This is a genomic window from Bhargavaea ginsengi, assembly GCF_900109165.1.
GTDB classification, from domain to species: Bacteria; Bacillota; Bacilli; order Bacillales_A; family Planococcaceae; genus Bhargavaea; species Bhargavaea ginsengi.
This window is the reverse complement of sequence record NZ_FNZF01000006.1, coordinates 1-18,773: the sequence shown is the minus strand read 5'-3', so window position 1 is coordinate 18,773 and position 18,773 is coordinate 1. Positions and strand designations below refer to the sequence as shown.

General features: G+C 52.9%; 18 protein-coding genes. 8 read left to right on the top strand and 10 right to left on the bottom strand.

Going from position 1 to position 18,773, the window contains the following annotated elements; all coding sequences use genetic code 11:
- Positions 1 to 135 precede the first annotated feature (135 nt).
- Positions 136 to 3,306, bottom strand: coding sequence for an efflux RND transporter permease subunit (locus BMX91_RS13075; protein WP_092055155.1), 3,171 nt, complete (start codon positions 3,304 to 3,306; stop codon positions 136 to 138).
- Positions 3,307 to 3,469: 163 nt separating this feature from the next.
- On the opposite strand from BMX91_RS13075, the gene BMX91_RS13070 reads away from it, so the two are divergent.
- Complete coding sequence (locus BMX91_RS13070) at positions 3,470 to 4,357, top strand: TetR/AcrR family transcriptional regulator (RefSeq protein ID WP_092055152.1); 888 nt, start codon at positions 3,470 to 3,472, stop codon at positions 4,355 to 4,357.
- A 71-nt stretch (positions 4,358 to 4,428) separates the two neighbouring features.
- Here the strand turns inward: BMX91_RS13070 and BMX91_RS13065 are convergent, their stop codons facing one another.
- The 3 genes from BMX91_RS13065 to BMX91_RS13055 are packed head-to-tail and all read right to left on the bottom strand — an operon-like array spanning position 4,429 to position 7,328.
- Complete coding sequence (locus BMX91_RS13065) at positions 4,429 to 5,112, bottom strand: phosphoribosylaminoimidazolesuccinocarboxamide synthase (protein WP_092055148.1); 684 nt, start codon at positions 5,110 to 5,112, stop codon at positions 4,429 to 4,431.
- 55 nt (positions 5,113 to 5,167) lie between these two features.
- Complete coding sequence (locus BMX91_RS13060; protein ID WP_245744455.1) at positions 5,168 to 6,265, bottom strand: GGDEF domain-containing protein; 1,098 nt, start codon at positions 6,263 to 6,265, stop codon at positions 5,168 to 5,170.
- Positions 6,266 to 6,278: 13 nt separating this feature from the next.
- The gene (locus tag BMX91_RS13055; protein WP_092055145.1) at positions 6,279 to 7,328 is read right to left on the bottom strand and encodes a GGDEF domain-containing protein; all 1,050 of its coding nucleotides are present in this window, start codon (positions 7,326 to 7,328) and stop codon (positions 6,279 to 6,281) included.
- 158 nt (positions 7,329 to 7,486) lie between these two features.
- Between BMX91_RS13055 and BMX91_RS13050 the strand changes: the two genes are divergently transcribed.
- The 3 genes from BMX91_RS13050 to BMX91_RS13040 all read left to right on the top strand — a co-directional run bounded on the left by BMX91_RS13050 (position 7,487) and on the right by BMX91_RS13040 (position 10,562).
- Positions 7,487 to 7,708, top strand: coding sequence for a heavy-metal-associated domain-containing protein (locus tag BMX91_RS13050; protein WP_092055475.1), 222 nt, complete (start codon positions 7,487 to 7,489; stop codon positions 7,706 to 7,708).
- Between the two features lie 34 nt (positions 7,709 to 7,742).
- Positions 7,743 to 9,647: a heavy metal translocating P-type ATPase gene (locus BMX91_RS13045; protein ID WP_092055143.1), complete on the top strand. Its 1,905-nt coding sequence runs from the start codon at positions 7,743 to 7,745 to the stop codon at positions 9,645 to 9,647.
- 201 nt (positions 9,648 to 9,848) lie between these two features.
- The gene (locus BMX91_RS13040; RefSeq protein WP_092055140.1) at positions 9,849 to 10,562 is read left to right on the top strand and encodes a Crp/Fnr family transcriptional regulator; all 714 of its coding nucleotides are present in this window, start codon (positions 9,849 to 9,851) and stop codon (positions 10,560 to 10,562) included.
- A gap of 54 nt (positions 10,563 to 10,616) precedes the next feature.
- On the opposite strand, the gene BMX91_RS13035 is transcribed toward BMX91_RS13040, so the two are convergent.
- The gene (locus BMX91_RS13035; protein WP_092055138.1) at positions 10,617 to 11,162 is read right to left on the bottom strand and encodes a GNAT family N-acetyltransferase; all 546 of its coding nucleotides are present in this window, start codon (positions 11,160 to 11,162) and stop codon (positions 10,617 to 10,619) included.
- Between the two features lie 361 nt (positions 11,163 to 11,523).
- Complete coding sequence (locus BMX91_RS13030) at positions 11,524 to 14,082, bottom strand: DEAD/DEAH box helicase family protein (RefSeq protein ID WP_092055136.1); 2,559 nt, start codon at positions 14,080 to 14,082, stop codon at positions 11,524 to 11,526.
- Between the two features lie 198 nt (positions 14,083 to 14,280).
- On the opposite strand from BMX91_RS13030, the gene BMX91_RS13025 reads away from it, so the two are divergent.
- Together BMX91_RS13025 and BMX91_RS13015 are read left to right on the top strand one after the other, a co-directional pair.
- Positions 14,281 to 14,511, top strand: a complete 231-nt coding sequence (locus BMX91_RS13025; protein ID WP_092055134.1) for a hypothetical protein — start codon at positions 14,281 to 14,283, stop codon at positions 14,509 to 14,511.
- A 534-nt stretch (positions 14,512 to 15,045) separates the two neighbouring features.
- The gene (locus tag BMX91_RS13015; protein WP_092055131.1) at positions 15,046 to 15,417 is read left to right on the top strand and encodes a VOC family protein; all 372 of its coding nucleotides are present in this window, start codon (positions 15,046 to 15,048) and stop codon (positions 15,415 to 15,417) included.
- Between the two features lie 69 nt (positions 15,418 to 15,486).
- Here the strand turns inward: BMX91_RS13015 and BMX91_RS13010 are convergent, their stop codons facing one another.
- The 4 genes from BMX91_RS13010 to BMX91_RS12990 form a co-directional block, all read right to left on the bottom strand.
- Entirely contained in the window at positions 15,487 to 15,936 is a 450-nt protein-coding gene (locus BMX91_RS13010) for a DUF600 domain-containing protein (RefSeq protein WP_245744454.1), read from the bottom strand.
- Between the two features lie 64 nt (positions 15,937 to 16,000).
- Positions 16,001 to 16,426 (bottom strand): DUF600 domain-containing protein, encoded by a 426-nt coding sequence (locus BMX91_RS13005; protein WP_092055471.1) that lies wholly within the window; start codon positions 16,424 to 16,426, stop codon positions 16,001 to 16,003.
- A gap of 274 nt (positions 16,427 to 16,700) precedes the next feature.
- Positions 16,701 to 17,087: a hypothetical protein gene (locus BMX91_RS12995; protein ID WP_092055128.1), complete on the bottom strand. Its 387-nt coding sequence runs from the start codon at positions 17,085 to 17,087 to the stop codon at positions 16,701 to 16,703.
- A gap of 78 nt (positions 17,088 to 17,165) precedes the next feature.
- Positions 17,166 to 17,681, bottom strand: a complete 516-nt coding sequence (locus BMX91_RS12990) for a hypothetical protein (RefSeq protein WP_092055126.1) — start codon at positions 17,679 to 17,681, stop codon at positions 17,166 to 17,168.
- Positions 17,682 to 17,980: 299 nt separating this feature from the next.
- Here BMX91_RS12990 and BMX91_RS12980 point away from each other — a divergent pair, with 299 nt between their 5' ends.
- Both BMX91_RS12980 and BMX91_RS12975 read left to right on the top strand, forming a co-directional pair.
- The gene (locus BMX91_RS12980; protein WP_092055123.1) at positions 17,981 to 18,400 is read left to right on the top strand and encodes a helix-turn-helix domain-containing protein; all 420 of its coding nucleotides are present in this window, start codon (positions 17,981 to 17,983) and stop codon (positions 18,398 to 18,400) included.
- 26 nt (positions 18,401 to 18,426) lie between these two features.
- Positions 18,427 to 18,773 (top strand): IS3 family transposase (locus BMX91_RS12975; protein ID WP_143059389.1); only part of this gene is annotated, 347 nt, incomplete at its 3' end.

Here is an 18,773-nt window from a genome sequence, read left to right as displayed (position 1 = left end):
CGCAACCCATATGGCAACTCCACGGCCCATATGGCAACTTCCCGGTCCATATGGCAACTTCCCGCCCCATGCGGCAACTCCAACGCCTCAAACCAAAAAAGCACCCGCCCCCGAAGGGACAGGTGTCTGCACAACTTATTCAGGTTCGACCATTGGCTTCTTGCGGAACTTCGCGAGGACTTCGTACACGATCGGTACGATGAGCAGCGTCAGCAACGTCGAGCTGACGAGGCCGCCGATGACCGTGATGCCGAGTCCTTTGGAGATCAGGCCGCCGCCTTCGGATCCGATGGCGAGCGGGATCAGGGCGAAGATCGTTGCGAGCGCCGTCATCAGGATCGGGCGGAGACGGGTGGCGCCGGCTTCAAGCAGAGCCTGACGCGTCGTTTCGCCTTCGTTTTCCTTGTGGATGACGCGGTCGATGAGGACGATCGCGTTCGTGACGACAATCCCGATCAGCATGAGCGCGCCGATCATGACGGATACCGAGATCGGTTCGTCCGCGATCCACAGCGCTACGAAGCTTCCAATCAGGGCGAATGGCAGCGAGAACAGGATCGCGAATGGTGCCAGTGCGCCGCCGAATGTCACGACGAGCACGAAGTAGACAATGGCGATCGCCGCCAGCATGGCAAGGCCGAGCTGCGTGAACGACTCGTTGATCTGTTCGGTGATGCCGCCAAATTCAACAGTTGAACCCGCAGGGAGATCCAGTCCGTCCACTTCTTCCTGGACTTCGCGGGAAATCGCCGTGGAATCCTTGCCGGTCACTTCAGCAGATACGGTCGTGTACAGCTTGCCGTTCCGGCGGGTCACCGTCGTCGGTGCTTCGCCTTCCTCGACTTCGGCAATTTCGCCGAGCTGGACCGTGCCGCCTAGAGCGGTCGGGACTTCAGTTGTTTCAAGGGATTCAAACGTGCCGAATTCCTTTTCTTCGACGGCGACAAAGACGTCAAGCGTCTCGCCGTCATGTTTGACGGAGGTGAGAGCCGCTCCCTGGTTGCCCTCGTTCAGCGCCATGCCGATCTGCGCAGTGGTCAGGCCGAGTTCGGCGAGGCGCTGCTGGTCAGTGACGAAGGTGTACTGATCGTACGCTTCCGTCAGGTCGCTTTCGACCGCTTCCAGGCCGTCCGTGTTGTTCAGAATCTCTTCAACTTGGTCGGATGTGGCTTTCAGATCGTCTTCGTTGTCTGCATAGACGAACAGTTCGAAACCGCCGCTCATGGACGTGAAGTCCATCGAGCCCCATTCGCCTTTTTCGGATTCTTTGTTCAGTGACTCAACGAGTTTTTTCGGCTCTTCCGAGAAGTTTTCGAAGTCGGAATCATACTCGATGAAGAACAGTGCGGAGTTTGCGCCGCCGCCCATCATCATGCCCATTCCGCCTCCGGCTCCTTCGATCGAGAACTGATAGGACGTGACGCCCTTCCGATCTTCAAGAAGCTCTTCGGCGCGGGAGACGATTTCAAGTGTTTCTTCTTCAGGCTGGCCGGCTTCCGGATTGTAGGTCGCCATGACCACTTTCTGTTCTTCTTCAGGGATGAATGTGACCCCGATCAGAGGGACGAGCAGAAAACTCGCCGCTAGGAGCAGGACCGAGATGCCGCCCGTGATCCATTTGTGATTAAGCGCCCATTCCAGGATGCCCGTGTACCTCTTGGCAAGGCGTCCCGGCTTCTCGGTCTTTTTCGCGACGCCGTTCCGGCTGCCGTAAAGCTGCTTCTTGAACAGCGAGTGCGACAGCATCGGTACGACCGTGATGGCGACGAGGAGTGATCCGAGAAGGGCGAACACGACCGCAAGCGCGAACGGCAGGAACATTTCGCCGACCTGGCCGGAAACGAGTGCGAGCGGCAGGAAGACCGCGATCGTGACAATCGTCGAGGATGCAATCGGAACGAACATTTCCTTCGTCGCCTCAAGGATCAGTTTCTTGCCCTTAAGCGGCTCATCCGGCAGATGCATCCTGCGGTAGATGTTCTCGACGACAACAATCGAGTCGTCGATGACCCGCCCGATCGCGACCGTGAGCGCGCCGAGCGTCATAATGTTCAGTGTGATGTCCATCCAGTTCAGGACAAGCAGCGCGAGGAGAAGCGACAGCGGGATCGAAATGACCGCGATGAACGTTGTCTTGATGCTTCTCAGGAAAAGCAGGATGATGATGATCGCAAACAGCGCACCGAAGAGCGCCTTCGAAAGCATCGTTTCGACCGACTGTTCAATCGGCTCACCCTGGTCAAACGTAACGGCGATATCCACGCCATAGTCTTCTTCCAGTTGCTTGGCTTCATCTTTAATTCCGTTGACGACATCGACCGTGTTGGCATCGGGGCTCTTGACGACCTGGATGCCGATCGAGTCTTCCCCGTTTGTGCGGGAGATCGACTCGGACTCATTGATGACTTCGATGGTCGCCACGTCGGAAAGGGCGACCGTCGGAAGACCTGCCATGGCAGCCGGAGGCATCGCACCTGCGCCTGCACCCGGAGCTGCCTGGGCTGCACCGGCACCTTGGCCGGCTTGCGCTCCATCAGCACCCGGCTGGCCGGCTCCCTGGGACGGAACTGCCGGAATCTGCAGGTTTTCCAGCGCCTCGAGCGAAGCGATGGATCCGTCGATCACAACATTCTTCATTGAGCCGTCAAGCTGGTTCAGCCCGAGCGGGAAGGCGATGTTGGATCCTTGGATGATTCCCGTGACCGTTTCGCGGTCGAGGCCTGCCTCGGCAAGCTTGGCATCGTCGAAGTCGATCCGGACTTCTTTCGACTTCTGGCCGCTTGCCTGGATATTGCCGACCCCTTCGACTTCTTCCATTGCCGGGACAATGTCCTTGACGGCGATTTCCGTCAGTTCGTCGAGGTCCTGGCCGTTGCCGGTGATGCTGAGGGCGACGACCGGGAAGGCATTAATGCTGATCCGGGAGATTGCCGGATCCTGTGCATCATCCGGAAGCGAGACGTTTTTCAGGACGCCCTCCACTTCCGTGACCGCCCGGTCCATGTCTTTCTCAAAATCGAACTCGAGTTGGATGGAAGAGATGTTCTCCATCGAGGAGGAGAGGATCGATTTCACACCCTCGACATTCCTCAGACTCTGCTCGACCGGGACGGTGACCGAATCGGCAACCTCATCCGGGGATGCACCCGGATAGACGGTCATGACCGACACGACCGGTACCGTGATGTCCGGCATCGACTCCTGCTTCATGGTGGCTGCAGAATAGATCCCCGCAGCAATGGCCATGATCGTCAGAAGCCAGATGGTGAACTTATTGTTGATGGAAAAGTTGATGATCTTTTTCAATCTTGCTTTCCTCCGTTCCTGTGACTGACCGGTCAGTTTACCTCTATTAGGATAAAGGAAACAGCAACCGGATACAATCATATGAGCCAGTTGTCACACTTTATCCATTTTTATTCTGCTATACTGGATTTACTGACCGTCCGGTCAAAGGAGGACCAAGCCCATGAACGAAACCAAGAAGCGCATCATCGAGGCGGCGATCGCCCTTTTCACGGAAAAAGGATTCCACGGCACCTCGATCCAGGAAATCGCCGCCCATGCCGGAATTTCAAAAGGTGCCTTCTATCTTCACTTCAAATCGAAGGATGCTCTCCAAGTAGAGATCTTCAGGTATTACACCTCACTGATCCAGGAGGAAATGGAGAATGCAGTCGACCCTGCGCTGTCCGCCAAGGATAACTTCCTGCGCCAGACCGAGGTCCAGATCTCCCAGATCCAACGCCACACCGACTTTATCGCGATGGTTGTCCGTGACCAGGCCTACAGCCTGAATCCCGAACTGATCCGCTTTATCGAAGAACTCCGGGTGTCACAGGCCGAATGGTACCGAGAACAGCTCACCTCGATGTACGGCCAGGCAATCCGCCCATTTATCCACGACATCTCCGTCATCACGGAAGGCATCAAAAACAACTATATGCAGCAGTTCATCTCGAATCCCCAGGCCCTTTATCCGAAAGCACTGGCCGAACTCATCGTCCGGATGACCGGCCAGGCAGCAGAGGAATTTCTTGCCGGAACCTACCGGCCGCTTCTTGACGACGAGACGGTGCGGACGCTGTTCTCCTTTTTTGCGGAAGGCGATGAGGAGACGGATACAGCAGGGGTCATTGATGTGATGCGCACCATCCTGTCCGGCCTGGCGCTTCCCCGCGCGACCGCCCAGTACCTGTCATCGAGCCTCGACTTTCTGGGGACACAGGCCGATGCAGGCCCAAGTGCCGATGTCACCGCAATCCGGGGTGTCCTCGCCATTTTCCGTCCCTACCCGGAATTTGGAAACTGCCTCCGCCGTCTGGAGGAGAAGTTCGGGACGGATACACTCAATTGACGGATCTGGCAAGGTATCCAGTCCAAAAAGCACCTGACCCATTTCCGGGCAGGTGCTTTTTTCGTATCGCCTCACCCGAACAGCAGCTGTTCGAGCTTTAGAGGTTCCACATATTCGCCTTCTTTGTATACGCGCATATTGCCACCGGAGATCTCATCGATCAGGAGGACTTCACCGGTTTTGGCGTCGCGGCCGAATTCAAGCTTGATGTCGTACAGATCGAGCCCCCGATCGGCAAGCTCATCTTTTACGACGCCGGAAATCTGCTTGGTGAGCGACTTGAGCGTGTCATATTCCCCGGCTTCCAGGATGCAGAGGGCGACGAGTGCATCTTTGCTGATCGGCGGGTCCTGGCGCTCATCGTCCTTGATCGTCACTTCGACAAAGGCATCAAGCGGCTGCCCCTCTTCCGCATAAGCCCCGTAGCGGCGCAGGAAGCTTCCGACTGCACGATACCGGCAGATCACTTCAAGCCCCTTGCCGAATACGTCCGCTTTTCGGACGTTCATGGTCTGGTTGTCCAGGTCCGCCCCGATGAAATGCGTCGGAATGCCGGCCTCTGCCAGCTTACCGAAAAAGTATTCCGTCATGCGGAGACCGGCGCGTCCGGCTCCCTCGATCGTCAGACCGACCGTATTGGCTCCAGGATCGAACACCCCGTCTTCCCCGGTCACGTCATCCTTGAACTTCAGCTGGATTGTCCCGTCCTCCAGCTCATAGACATCTTTGGTCTTCCCTTCGTAAATCCGCTCCACACAGTCCACCTCTTTCGGATCTTCTGACCCAATTATAACGGAAAGGCGAACGATATTAAATGCTTACATCGATATTTTTCGTCTTTTTCAGATCTTCTGCCGTCTCCCCTGTCACCCGGTTACGCCCGGTCCGCTTGGAATGATACATCCGCTCATCGGCGCGGTTCAGGAGGCGTTCCGGCGTATCGCCCGGAAGCTCTCCCGCAACCCCGAAACTCGCGGTCACTTTGCAGGCCGTCCCGAAGTCATGAGTCCCGATGGCAGCACGAAGCCGCTCTGCCAGTTCCATCGCATGCGGCACCTCCCCATCCGTGATGACAACGAACTCCTCGTCTTCCCACCGTCCGAACAGATCACCGGCCCCCAATTCGGTACGCACCAGATCGGCAATTTGCCGGATGATATCATCCCCTTTTTTGTACCCGCAACCTTCATTTACCTTCTTGAAATGGTCGAGGTCAAAGAGGATGACCGCAAACTCGGTCCCATCCCGGTCAGCCTGCTCGACTTTTTCAGTCAGCCACCCGTCCACCCGGTGACGGTTCGCCGCCCAGGTCAGGGCGTCGATATAAGCAAACCGGGCGATTGCCCGCTGATCAGCACGCCGCCGGTAAAGGATATGTAGAAGAAAAGAAAGGAAGGTATACATGAACAGGCTGACGTACAGCGTGATCAGCGAATCTGTCTGGGAACGGCTGAGGCTGCCCCACACCGGAACAGCAGGAGCAATCAGAAATAGCAGGAGCGTAAAGCAGGCGATTACAGCCTGCTTCCTCTCAAGGATGAGAAATCCAAGGATAAGGGTCAGCGGCATGTAAAGGATGAAGTCCCCGAGCCCGGGCTCTCCCTCCGCCAGCATATCGACAAACAGGGAGCTCAGGATAGCGGCCAACAAATAGACGAGGGAAGATGTGAGGATGATCAGTTCGGGTACGATCAGCGGCACCCGCGTCCACAAAAGAACCCAGCAGGCCACAATCCCGATCAAGAGCACGGAATGGATGATCTGCATCAGAAGGATCTCTCCGGCGATGAGAATGTTCAGGGTAAAAGCCGCCGCGATGGTCGGCAGGATAAACAGATAGACTCGCCGCTTTAATTCGTTGAACCGCTGCTCGGCACTCATCATCACTCCTCCTTCCGTTGCAGTCATGGCCGTCTCTTCTTCACCCTTGCCCGCTTTCCATTGTGCGGCCGGTGACCCGGTTACGGCCTGCCTGTTTGGAGCGGTACATGCGCTCATCGGCACGGGACAGCACAGACTCGGCTGTGTCGCCCGGCCTGTTTACGGACAGGCCGAAGCTCGCTGTTACGTTTCCGGCAATGCCGAAATCATGGTTTTCAATCGCCTTTCTCAATTGCTCAGCAAGCATGAATGCGGGTCCCTCGCCAGTGTCGGTGAGGACGATGAACTCCTCACCGCCCCAACGCCCGAACAGATCCCCCTGTCCCACTTCCTTCCCCACGACTTCAGCCAGCTGCCGCAGGACATCATCTCCGGTTTTGTGGCCATAAACATCATTGATGTCCTTGAAATGATCAAGATCGAAAAAAAGGACCGAGAACAGAAAGCCGTCCCGTTCCCCCGCCTCGGTCTTCTCTATGAGCCAGTTGTCGATCCGGTGCCGGTTCGCAATACCTGTGAGAGCATCGATATAGGCGAACCGCAGCATTGCATTTTGCTCTGCACGCCGCCGGTAGAGCTGGTGGAGAAAATACGCAAGGCTTGTGTAGACGATGATCCCCGCGTAGAAGAGAATCAGCGACTCAATCTGTTCGGACCGGAGCCGTCCGAACACGGGTACCGCAGGAATGAGCAGGACAACCAGCAGAATGGCATTGGCGATCATCGCCTGTATCCGATCGAAAATAAGGAACATGGCCAGGGTGATGAGGGGCAGCCAGACGATGAAATCGCCAAGCGACCCTTCGCCAAGATCAAGCATCTGAACATAGATGCCCTGAACGATCATCGTGGCAAGGTAGATGACGGCGAGGATGAGCAGCCACCACTCGATGGCCACCAGCGGAAACCTGGTGGATAAAAGGAGCCAGGCAAACAGCATGCCGATGAGCAGGATCAGATTGATCGTCAGCAGCAGCCCCTCGTTGACCGACAAGAACAGGCTCATCCCAAGCGACAGCGCAAGGACCGGCAAAACGATCTTATATACCCGCCTCTTCATGTCAGAGAAATGTTGCTGCTCGGTTTCCATCCGCACCCCTCCTCCCGTATGTATTACTTTTCGTATTCCCCAACAGGAGTGGAAAAACGCTCGGACAGGAAAATAATCTGCATTTCTTGACGGGCATCAAGGCCGCCGTTCCGGATTCATCCGATAATAAAGATAACAACAGACAGGGAGGAATCGAAATGAAACAAGTTGTCCTTCAGATGGAAGCTCTCACTTGCCCGAGCTGCATCAAGAAAATCGAAGGTGCTCTCGGGAAGATGGACGGTGTGGAACAGGCGAAGGTGCTGTTCAACTCAGGCAAGGTGAAGGCCAGGTTCGACGACGGGAAAGTCAGTGCGGAAGAGATCGAAGGTACAGTGAAGAAACTCGGATATCCGGTTCTTTCGAAGAAAGTGTCGTAAGATGCCCGCCAAATCAGGAAAGGTGTGAAACAAAATGACAGGCAAACAAAAAGCCTGGATCACGGCCGTCACCGGCGGCCTCCTGGCCCTGGCCATCTTCTTTCACTTCACAGGTTCTCAGGAACTCAAGTCCTCTACGCTGATTGTCTCCACCATCATCGCGGGTGTGCCAATCGCCCTGAAGGCGCTGCAGGCACTCCGCATGAAAGCCTTCAGCATCGAACTGCTCGTCACGATCGCCGTTGTCGGCGCGCTGTTCATCGGCGAATACGTCGAGTCGGCGGCCGTCACGTTCCTCTTCCTGTTCGGGGCTTATCTGGAAGCCAGAACCCTTGAGAAAACACGCAAGTCGCTTAAAGACCTGATCGACATGGCGCCTCAGGAAGCGACCGTCGTGCGGGACGGCCTTGAAAGAGTCATCCCTGCCGATGAGGTCGAAGCGGGAGACCGGGTCCTCATCCGCACGGGCGGCAAAGTGCCGGTCGACGGACGGGTTGCCGGCGGACGGGCACATCTGAACGAAGCCGCCATCACCGGTGAATCGGTTCCCGCGGCAAAAGCAGACGGCGACACCGTCTTTAGCGGGACCATCGTCGAAAGCGGCTACCTGGAAGTCATCGCCGAAAAGACCGGTGATGACACCACGTTCGCTAGAATCATCGAACTCGTCGAAGAAGCACAGGATTCGAAGACAAAGACCCAGCAGTTCCTTGAGAAGTTTGCGAACATCTACACGCCGGGCATTGTCATCCTGTCGATCATCGTTTATCTGTTCACCCGCAACATCGAACTGACCCTCACGTTCCTCGTGATTGCCTGCCCGGGTGCGCTCGTCATCTCGGCACCGGTCTCGATCGTCGCCGGCATCGGCAACGGCGCCAAAAACGGCGTCCTGTTCAAGGGCGGCGAATCAGTGGAAGCCCTCGCAAAAATTGATACGGTCGTATTCGACAAGACCGGCACACTGACGAAAGGCCGGCCGGAAGTGACGGCGATCGATGCATTCGGCGGAGACGCCGGCGAACTGCTGCGGATGATTGCTGCTGCGGAAACCGCTTCGGAACACCACCTGGGACGCACAATCGTAGAAGAAGCCCGGAACCGTGGCATGATCGGATTGGAACAGCCGGAAGAAGTTGAAATTATCAAGGGGCACGGGCTCACGGCGATGGTCGGCGGACAGCGTGTCATTGCCGGCACGAGGAAACTGATGGCTGAAAACGGCATCGGAGTTACACCGGAAGCGGAAGCGGCGGCCACTGCGCGTGAAAAAGCCGGCAACACGGCGATCTTCGCTGCGGTCGACGGACAGCTACGCGGCCTGATCTCCATCGCCGACCGGGTCCGTCCCGAAGCCAAAGACGCCATTCGGAGCCTCCGCGAAAGCGGCGTGAAACAGATCATCATGCTCACCGGCGACAACCGCCACGCCGCGGCGCTCGTCGGCAAACAGCTCGGCCTGGATGAAGTGCATGCCGAACTTCTCCCCGAAGACAAAGTCGCATTCGTGAAAAAGCTGAAACAAGACGGGCGCCGGGTCGCGATGGCCGGCGACGGGGTCAACGACGCGCCGGCGATCGCCACCGCCGACATCGGCATCGCGATGGGCGCCGGCGGCACGGACATCTCGATGGAAACTGCGGACGTCGTGCTCATGGCCGACCGGCTCGACCAGTTCGCCCACGCCCGCTTGCTCGCCAAAGCCACCGTCCGCAACATGAAACAGAACACCTGGTTCGCCGTCGGCACGGTCTTCCTGCTCCTCGCCGGCGTCCTGCTCGGCAAGATCTTCCTCGCCTCCGGAATGCTGATCCACGAGCTCAGCGTCCTGATCGTCATCCTGAACGCCATCCGCCTCGTCCGGTATAATGGCGGTAAGAGAAAGCGGAAGCCGGAGGGCGTTGAGCCATTCGGGCCGCAGCCGGCTGTGGCGGAGTGACCGAGGTTTCAATGTCCCGCCTGAATGACGGCGGGGCATTTGTTGGTGGCGGGATTAGTGGGTGCGAATGACGAAATTGGAGGCGGGAATGACGAAACTATGGTGATGAATGACGAGACGTCGGAGACGAATAACGAAACCACTGTTGGGATAGAAATCGGGTATGGAAAAATACGAGGCAGAGGAAAGGAGCGGGCACCAATGGAACAGAATCCGATACAGTGCGCCTCCTGTGCGCACGCCGATGCAAGTCACGGCCACGAGATGTGCATCTCGATCGTGCCGATCTTTAATCATCTGGAAGAGCGGGAACTCCGGGAGATTGTCCGGACAGTCGTCCCAAGACAAGTGAAGCGCGGGGAGACGATTTACTCGGCGGGTGAAACTTCCGACCGGCTCTACATCGTCCATAAAGGCCGGGTGAAGATTTACCGCCTGTCGGAAAACGGCAAGGAGCAGCTCGTCCGCATTCTCGGCCCGGGAGACTTTACTGGGGAGCTTGCCGTCTTTAACGAGACGGTCCATGACTCGTATGCGGAGGCGCTTGAAAATACAGAGCTTTGCACGCTCGGGCGCGAGGACCTGCAGGCGTTTCTCCTGAAGTATCCGACCATCTCGCTCCGCATCATGGATGAATTCGCCCGCCGTCTTGGGCAATCTGAAAAACAGGCCGCGAGCTTCGCGACGGAACCCGCCGATACCCGGATCGCGATGTACCTGGCAGAGCGGGCCGACGCGGCGAATTCCAAGGTCGTCCGGCTGCCGATGACACGCAAGGACCTGGCATCCCATCTCGGCACGACGCCAGAAACGATCAGCCGCAAGTTTGCGGAGTTCGAGGATGCGGGGTGGATCCGGCAAAATGGGCAGAAAGAGATTGAAATCTTGGATATGGATGCATTGTTGTTGATATAAAAAGACGCTGGGCCAGTTGGCCTCGGCGTCTTTTTGTAAACCCGTTTGATGAACCTATTTTCCCTTCCACTCTTCAGCCAACATTCCATATACAACGTGATCTACATAATGGTCATACAGCCACTCTGCTTGTCTAATACATCCTTCATTTACATAGTTTAATCTCTCAGGGATCGCCCTGCTTTTCCTATTGCCAACAGCAGCTCTTATTTCAACCTTATTAAGACCTAATTCATCAAAAGCATAATGGGTCAATGTTTTAGCCACTTCGGTCATTATTCCGTTTCCCTGAAATCCTTCTCCAAGCCAATAACCGATATATGCAGTTTTATTTGACCAATTAATGTGATTGTAGCCGGCAACTCCAACAATTTCTCCCTTAAACAAAATAACAGAAGTCAAGCTCTTGTTTTCAGCAAAACCCTTTAAGCATCCTTTAATAAATTCTGTGGTATCTTCGATTTTTGTAGTAAAATCCAACCAAGGCAGCCATGTTTTCAAATGGTCTCTTGACTTGTCGGTTAATTCAAATAGGCTTTCGCTATCTCTTAAATCTATTAGTTTTAACGATAGGTCCTCGTTTATCTTATGTATGAACAACTTGATTCCTCCCCCATATCTGCTCCATTCTTTGGCTTTCCGCCGTTAGATTTGTATTCGGCGAATTCAATCGTTTCCCCTTCTTCAGCCAAGTTCCATTGACACGTATAGGTATCATTCTGAAGATGGTCCCCGAAGACGGACAACTGTAACAGATGGTGTTGTTGGTGACTTTAAAAAAGACGCCGGGGCAGATGGCCTTGGCGCCTTGGTTGTGGAGAACTCCTCTGTTTCTCCCGAACCCCCCTGTGGATAAGCGGGTTATCCCCGGATTCACGTGCAAAAGTCGGATTTTTCTGTGGAGGACGGGGATAAACCGGTGATTCGGGGCACTCAGACTTGCTGTCATCCGTGGATAACTCTAACGCCATCCGCTGATGCGCCCGGGTTCCGGCACAAATGCCGCGGACAGCGCGCGCATTCTGGCTTCAAGCAGCTGTCTCCTGCCTTCCTGGGTCCGCGTGTAGATCAGCTCGGCCCGGCCGACGCGGTTTTTCCATTCTTCCAGGAACATCTCCGCGGTCTCCTTTTTCCGCCCAAGTTCTTCGGGCACGGCATGGATGTCTAACCGCTTTCCGAATCCACGAGATCGCCTCACGATCAGATAGCGCGGATTCTCAATGGGTCCGAGCAGTTCGGCGAGTGCGTTCATGAACCGGGTCTTTTCATGGGTCGTGCCAACCGTGAGCCAGCAAGTGTTATAGCCCTGCCCGTCATCGGTGACCCGGATGGCACCCTCTTCTGTCTGCCCGGCCAACATCCCGCTCCGGTGCATCGCGGTGTGCAGCGCTTCCGCGATCTCCTTCAGGCTCGACTCGACTGACGGATGCCGCATGTACAGCCGGCCCGCGCGCCAGAAGGAAGGCGCGGCGACCGCAAGTCCGGCAAGCCCGCCCCAGAGGGTAGACTCTCCAAACGGCGTGTCGGTCAGCTGGCGAATCCAGCCTCCCGCGTCCCACGCCGCACCGATAGCGGTGAATCCGGCGACATATAATAGTCCCTTCAGCGTATTGTCGAGATAAAACGGCCTCGGAACGGAGCGGCGCGGCAGGACCGCCTCCTCTACCATCCGACTGCCGGAATCGACCGCCCGCATCCACCGTTCCCGGAGCGTTTCCCGCGAACGGGCCCGTCGCTCCATTTCTCCGTCCAGCCGGTCGATCTCCTCCCTTGAAAACGGCGGTTCCCCGACCGCGAGCCGGCCTATGCCGGTCTCGATTATATCCCGCTCCGCCCCCGGCCCCGCAAGCGAGCGGAACCGGCGGACGAGCGAACGCCAGTCATCACCGCCGTCCTTCGCGTCGCGGTCGACGGTGACGAGATGCCAGATTGACGCCGTCTTGTCCCGGTCTGCCGGATTGCGGCGGATCGCCCGGCCGCGCATCTGATTGGACAGCATGTACGAACCGACATAGGATGCCATGATGAGCGAGTTCACACACGGCGCGTCCCAGCCCTCGCCGAGGAGAGCCGCCGTCCCGGTGAGCACATCGATTTCGCCTTTTTCAAGAAGCTCCGTGACAGCGGCAACCATCCCCTGCCGGTTCGAATCATTCACAGGGATCCGCACGAACGACGGATCATGCGGAAGCGGAACCGCCCCTTCCAGCCTTGACGCTGCAGACGCCGGCACAACCGCAATCGATCCCGTGAGAATGGCCGGCTTCACTTGGTCGCCCATCGTCCGCCGCAGCATCTCGAACACCGGAACCGCGCCGATCCGGGTCAGCGGCCTTTCATCGCCGGGCACTGACGGCATGTCATCCGCCCGTATGTAATCGGTCAGGATGACCATGCGCAGCCGGTCACCCAAGATCTCTTTTTCAAGACGGACGGTTTCCGCAACCGCCTTGAGTTTCGATTGGCTCTGGACAAGCGCGCGGCTGATCGCAGGCGTGGACGTCAGGTAAACGGAGCGCCGGTGGATGGCCCCGATCCGGGACAGCCTCTTACGCAGACGGTTGACCGTTTCCTCCTCTTCGTCCCCCAGCCTGAACAATATCCCTGTCAGCAGCTCTTCCATCCAATTTCGGTCAAGCTCTGGCATCGTCTCCTCCGGCATGCCGATCAGCGGCAGTGCCTCCCGGTATGCCTCCGAACCGCTTTCCTTCAGCACCATCAGCATCGCCGAAAACACTGCGGGCAGCCCGAGGATCTCTTCGACATGCCCCTCAGTGTGCGCGATCCACCGGTGCTGCTCGAGGTAGCGGATGAATTCCCCGTCTTCCCACAGCTCATCCAGGAATTCATCCGTCCGTTCCCGGAACGCCAAAATCTCCGAGAGCTCTTCGGCCGATGGAACCGTGAACCGGATATAATCCTGGTGCGGACACAAGTCGCCCGCCTTCACGAGCGAGGCGACCGGGATTTCCAGATCGATCGGTCCGCACAGCGAAACGTACCGCTGCCAGCCGGCCGGCGACTCGTCATAAGGAGGCGTCGCGGTCAGCGCGACAACCGCCGGGTTTCCCAGCCCCTCCTTTATGTCCATCATCGTCTTCCACCAAGAAGTCCGCAGGTGATGCGCCTCGTCCAACACAATCGTCCCGAAACCTGCGGCGAGCAGCTGCCCTTCCCCGCCGGACTTGAACAGCGCGTGAAGCGATTGGTAAGTCGTCACCGTCAAAAATGCCGGCGATGACAGATCAGACGACAGCCAGTCCGGCCGAACGCCCTCCAGGAACAGGTCGGTGAGCCGGTCCGCCCACTGCTCACGGAGCGCAATCGTCGGAGCGACAATCAGCGTCCGCCTGCCGATCCGCCGCATCACCTCCAGCCCCAGCACCGTCTTCCCCGAACCCGGCGGCGCGACCAGATGGAGATGTCCGTTTTCAAGATGCTGATCAAGTTCCGACAACACCTCTTCCTGATAAGACCGCCAAGGATGGCAGAACTTCATTGCCACCGGAAACTTCTCCATCTGCTTGCCTCCTCCCGCCTTCCGCCAGGCATCATTCTTCTCCTTATCCTATCAAACCCGCAGGGAGGTGTCCCAGCGGGTATAAATTTCAATTTTCTTCAGTATAATAAAATGAAATAGATAAAATTGGAATTATGATTGCTTTAGTCAGAGCGGATTCAAAAGTTAATCTTCTAGATAAAGGGGGGCATTGTTAACATGGAACCTAACAAAAAGACGGGTTGGACATATAATTGGATATATACTTTAGTTGCTTTAGGTGCATTGGGAGTGGTTGCAATCTTGAACTTTTTATTTGGCCCATCAATGTTTCTCCCTCAAACTGCATCATTTGTACTAGCACTTGCAATAACTCTCCCTATCAATGTGGCTATTAATATATATAGATATATAAGAAACAAAAAGGCTTCAACCAATGAGAAAAATTGATTCCGCATGTCCACCGCAGAGAAACTTCCCTGCGGGTTAAACAACTGAAAACTTCTTTCTAATGGGGAGCTCCAAAACACCATAAAGAACAGGGATCACCAAAAAGTAAAACATCGCATGAACGGAAGTTCCCTTTTGAATCAATATAAAAGGCACATAGAAAAGGATAAAACTTATCACCAGGTACATTCCTACAGAAAAAAGAAGATGTGTCTTGCCTGTACGTTTTTTAATGAAATCAACCAGGTATGAAACCAGTATGCCCGGTGACATGTATAACAATATGACCGGGTACATCATGCAAGTGTAATAAATAACCGTAATGAAATTCTCTATTGGAGGAAATAAAATGACAGCAAAATAAACGGCACCAAATATCGCTGTACATAAAAGTGTTGCGAGTTTAGATATAAAGCTTTTCATCATTCACCATCCTTAAAGCCCGTCATAGTAAATTTATCGTTCCTTTAAAGGAACAAGGTATATAGAAATGGAACTAATTTAATATGCCGCTTGAAAAAAGGAGCGAAGGCTATGGGTCAATCATTTATTGAACAAGTACATTACATTAGAATTCCCGTAAAAGATTTAGAGCTGTCCGCACGATGGTATAGGGATGTATTAGGGCTCCAGCTGCTAAACACTACGGATGAGCGTGCAATTATAAAAGTAAATGAAGGACCTTTCCTGCTGATCTTAGTTCCTACCGAAGATGAAACATATGCACATTTCACGATTGACCATGAACAAGAATTCAGCATCGGCTTTACAAGCCCGGAATTATCCAATTTTCATCAACACTTGATTGATCATCAAGTTAAGGTCGAGGATATTAAAGAAGATCACGGCCATGCCTTCTTCCACTTTTACGACCCAGATGGAAATAAGCTTCAAGTACATTGGTAATGAGTCCAAGGCGGCCTGAGCAATAGGCAATATCCCCGCAGGAAGGAGTCCCTGCGGGTTTATTTTCACTTAGTTTTCTTGGTGTTTCACTTCTTCAAACCACGCATCAAAGATATGGTCCGGAAGCAACTCTTCACTATTTGAATACACCAGATCATAGCGATATTTTCCGCTAAGTTTGTTTTGGGTCACATCGTAATGCAACTTGATTTCTGTTGGCATATCATGATTGAATTCCTTATGTTTCTTGTGAATTTCTTTTAAATCCTCTATACCTGCATCAAGTAATGCCCACTGCCTCTCATCGGAAACATCATATCTTTGGCCATTCACCTTGTTCAGTTCATGTTTATGTACAACTTGTTTATCCATCCTATAAAAAGCATCAAAAAAATACATTTGAGGTTCATACGACCCGTATATATAGATATCGTCCGCTTGATTATTTACATATTCCAAACATACAGCCACCATATCCGTTTGTAGTTGTGAAAAGAAATCTTCAAATATCTTGCTCACGATAGGCTCCTCCCGATCCAATCAAGCGTGAATAACTTCGAGAAACCCGCAGGTTTCTTTTCACTCAGTTTTCTTGGTTTTTCACTTCCTCAAACCATGCGTCAAAAATATCTGCAGGAAGTAATTCGTCATCATTTGAATAAACCAAATCGTATCGATAGTTACCTTCGAGTTTGTTTTGCTTTACATCATAATGTAATTTAAATTCTGTCGGCATTTCTCTATTAAATTTCTGACACTTTTCATGAATTAATTCTAAGTTATCCATTCCTGTCCTTGTTAATGCACTCACTCTTTCCCTTGAAATATCATACTCATGTGCTTTTGGATTTTGAGATGATTCTACTGCCTCGTTTAATTGATTTTTACGTACCACCTTACCATTAATCCTATAGAAAACGTTGAATGCGTACATCTCAGGCTCATAGGAAGCGTAAATATAGATGTCATCTGCTTTCCCATCTACATACTCCAAGCACACTGCAACCATATCGGTCTGTGCTTCAAAAAGGTAATCTTCAAATGTCTTGCCCACTAATATCTCCCCGTTTTATATGAGTTGTTTCACATACGAACTGAAACTATCTGCAATCCAATAGGTGTTCTCTTCATCCGTAGACTCATCAAATTGATAAGAGTCATCCCAGTAATAAACGCCCTCAAATTCGCCCTCGCTAATCAGAACAATGAACCCCTGCATCAAGTCGTCACCGATGATCATCGCATGTTGCAGTAAATCGGAGAGATGTGCCGTTTATTTCCCGTTAATCATTGGGCACATCTAAAGCTTCGCCAGTGGAGACTCTCTCAATAAGTGTATTTGAGCAGACTAACTCAACATCTAAAGGGGGCATTTGAATTTTGCATCTTAACAAAGACTTACCTTCTACTTGAATATCCTCAATCTCTATGTCTTGTAGAAAGTATGGTATTTGAGCTTTCACCAATTCTTTTAAGGGTTTCAATCTGTCGTTTACATGGGTCTTAAACGAAAAGACGGAACAGCCGGTGAAAAGGACCTTTATGTTTTCATCCGTATCTTCAAATACAATTGCAACCTCGTCACCAAAAAAACAGCTGTCCATTTGTAATACTCTGGCATCCCAATAATGTATTTCTTCAAGGTCTCTTTGAATTTTTTTTGCTTTCACAATAATCTCCTTACTTTAGCATCGATTCTACATAAGGAAGTTGGCTCTGCGATCACAATGACGTCTGGTTGACGTCAATCATTGGAGGTCCAAAGCTTCAATCAAAATACTTTTTTCACTTTCATTAATCTCTTTTATTAAAATGCCACACACCCTGTCTTCATGATCAATACCAAATTCAATAGGTTCATTCTGTATATAAGATACAACTTCATTTTCCGATAACTTTATATAGAGTGTGCTTCCCCCCAGAAAAACCTCCAAAGTCCCTCTTTCGTCACGGTATATTTCATCATTTTCATGATTGGAATGAATGATAGGAAGCCCCACTACCCTTTCCGGATCACTTAGATAAGAGTGTTCATAGTCTTCTTTATACACGTTTTCACATACTGTTAAAGTAATCGATCGAATATCCCCTAAGTCTTTTCCTACTCCTATTTCAATTAAGGATTTTTTAAAGTCTCCTGTTCTCCAATAAATTATAGGTTCTTCTGACACATTCCATGTTCCAAATTCAATGGTTAGGGGTATATACAAATCCACTTCAACCTTGGTGAACTTTGGTGGACAATAATCTCTGACCTTTAACATGGTAGATATACTTCCTTTTTTCACGGGTACCAACGTACCCGACTAATTGGAGTGAAACCCGCAGAAATTTCTCTGCGGGTTTCTTGTTCACTCAGTTTCTAGGCTCTTCACTTCTTCAAACCATGCATTAAAAATGTGGCTTGGAAGTAACTCTTCATCATTGGAATAAATGAGATCATATTGATACTTTGTGAACTGAACCCCGAACTACGGACACTTTAAAAAAGTCCCGGTTCGGGGTTTTTGCGTGGTCAAAAACTCCGCTATACTGGACACAAAGTTGAACGGAGGAGATTTTGATGAGCCGCCAACCGATTAATGAATCCATTCGCCGACTTCTCGAGGGCAATCCCAACGTCCTTCATGTGACGGATAAGACCATACAATACTCGCCTGAATTCAAGCTGTCGGCCGTGAAGGCCTATCAGGAAGGTAAGACGCCATATGAAATCTTTCTGGAGGCAGGGTTGGATCCCAGGCAGATCGGGACGGATATACCGAAACAATCGCTAAAGCGATGGAGGAAATCGTATGACGCCCTTGGTGAGGAAGGACTGTTGTCCGAGCGTCGGGGCCGCGGAAGCACTGGCCGGCCGGTAACACGGAATCTGTCTGCGGAAGAACAGCTGAAAAAGGCACAGGCTAAGATCAAGTATCTGGAGGCTGAACTGGAATTGTTAAAAAAGCTAGAGGCAGCCGAGAGGAGGCTGAGGAAGTAAGGCTTAGACCGGGAGAAAAATATGCATTGATTCATGAAGTAATCCGAACGTATGGACTCCAAAGGGCGATCTCCTATCTATGCAGGGTCGCGGGAGTCCGCCGGCAGGGTTACTATGAATGGCTGATCCGCCGTGAATCACGTGACCTCCGTGCGGAGGCGGATTATGAGGATGCCCTTCTACTGATTGAAATCCAGGAACGGAAGAAAGGGAAAGCAGGATACCGCACTCTACATATGATTTTGAGGAATGAATATGGTGTCGTCATGAACCACAAGAAAATTCTGCGCCTCACTGGCCTCTTCGGCCTTCATGCAAGAATCCGGAGAGCCCATCCCTACAGGAAGATGGCGAAGGCGACACAGGAACACCG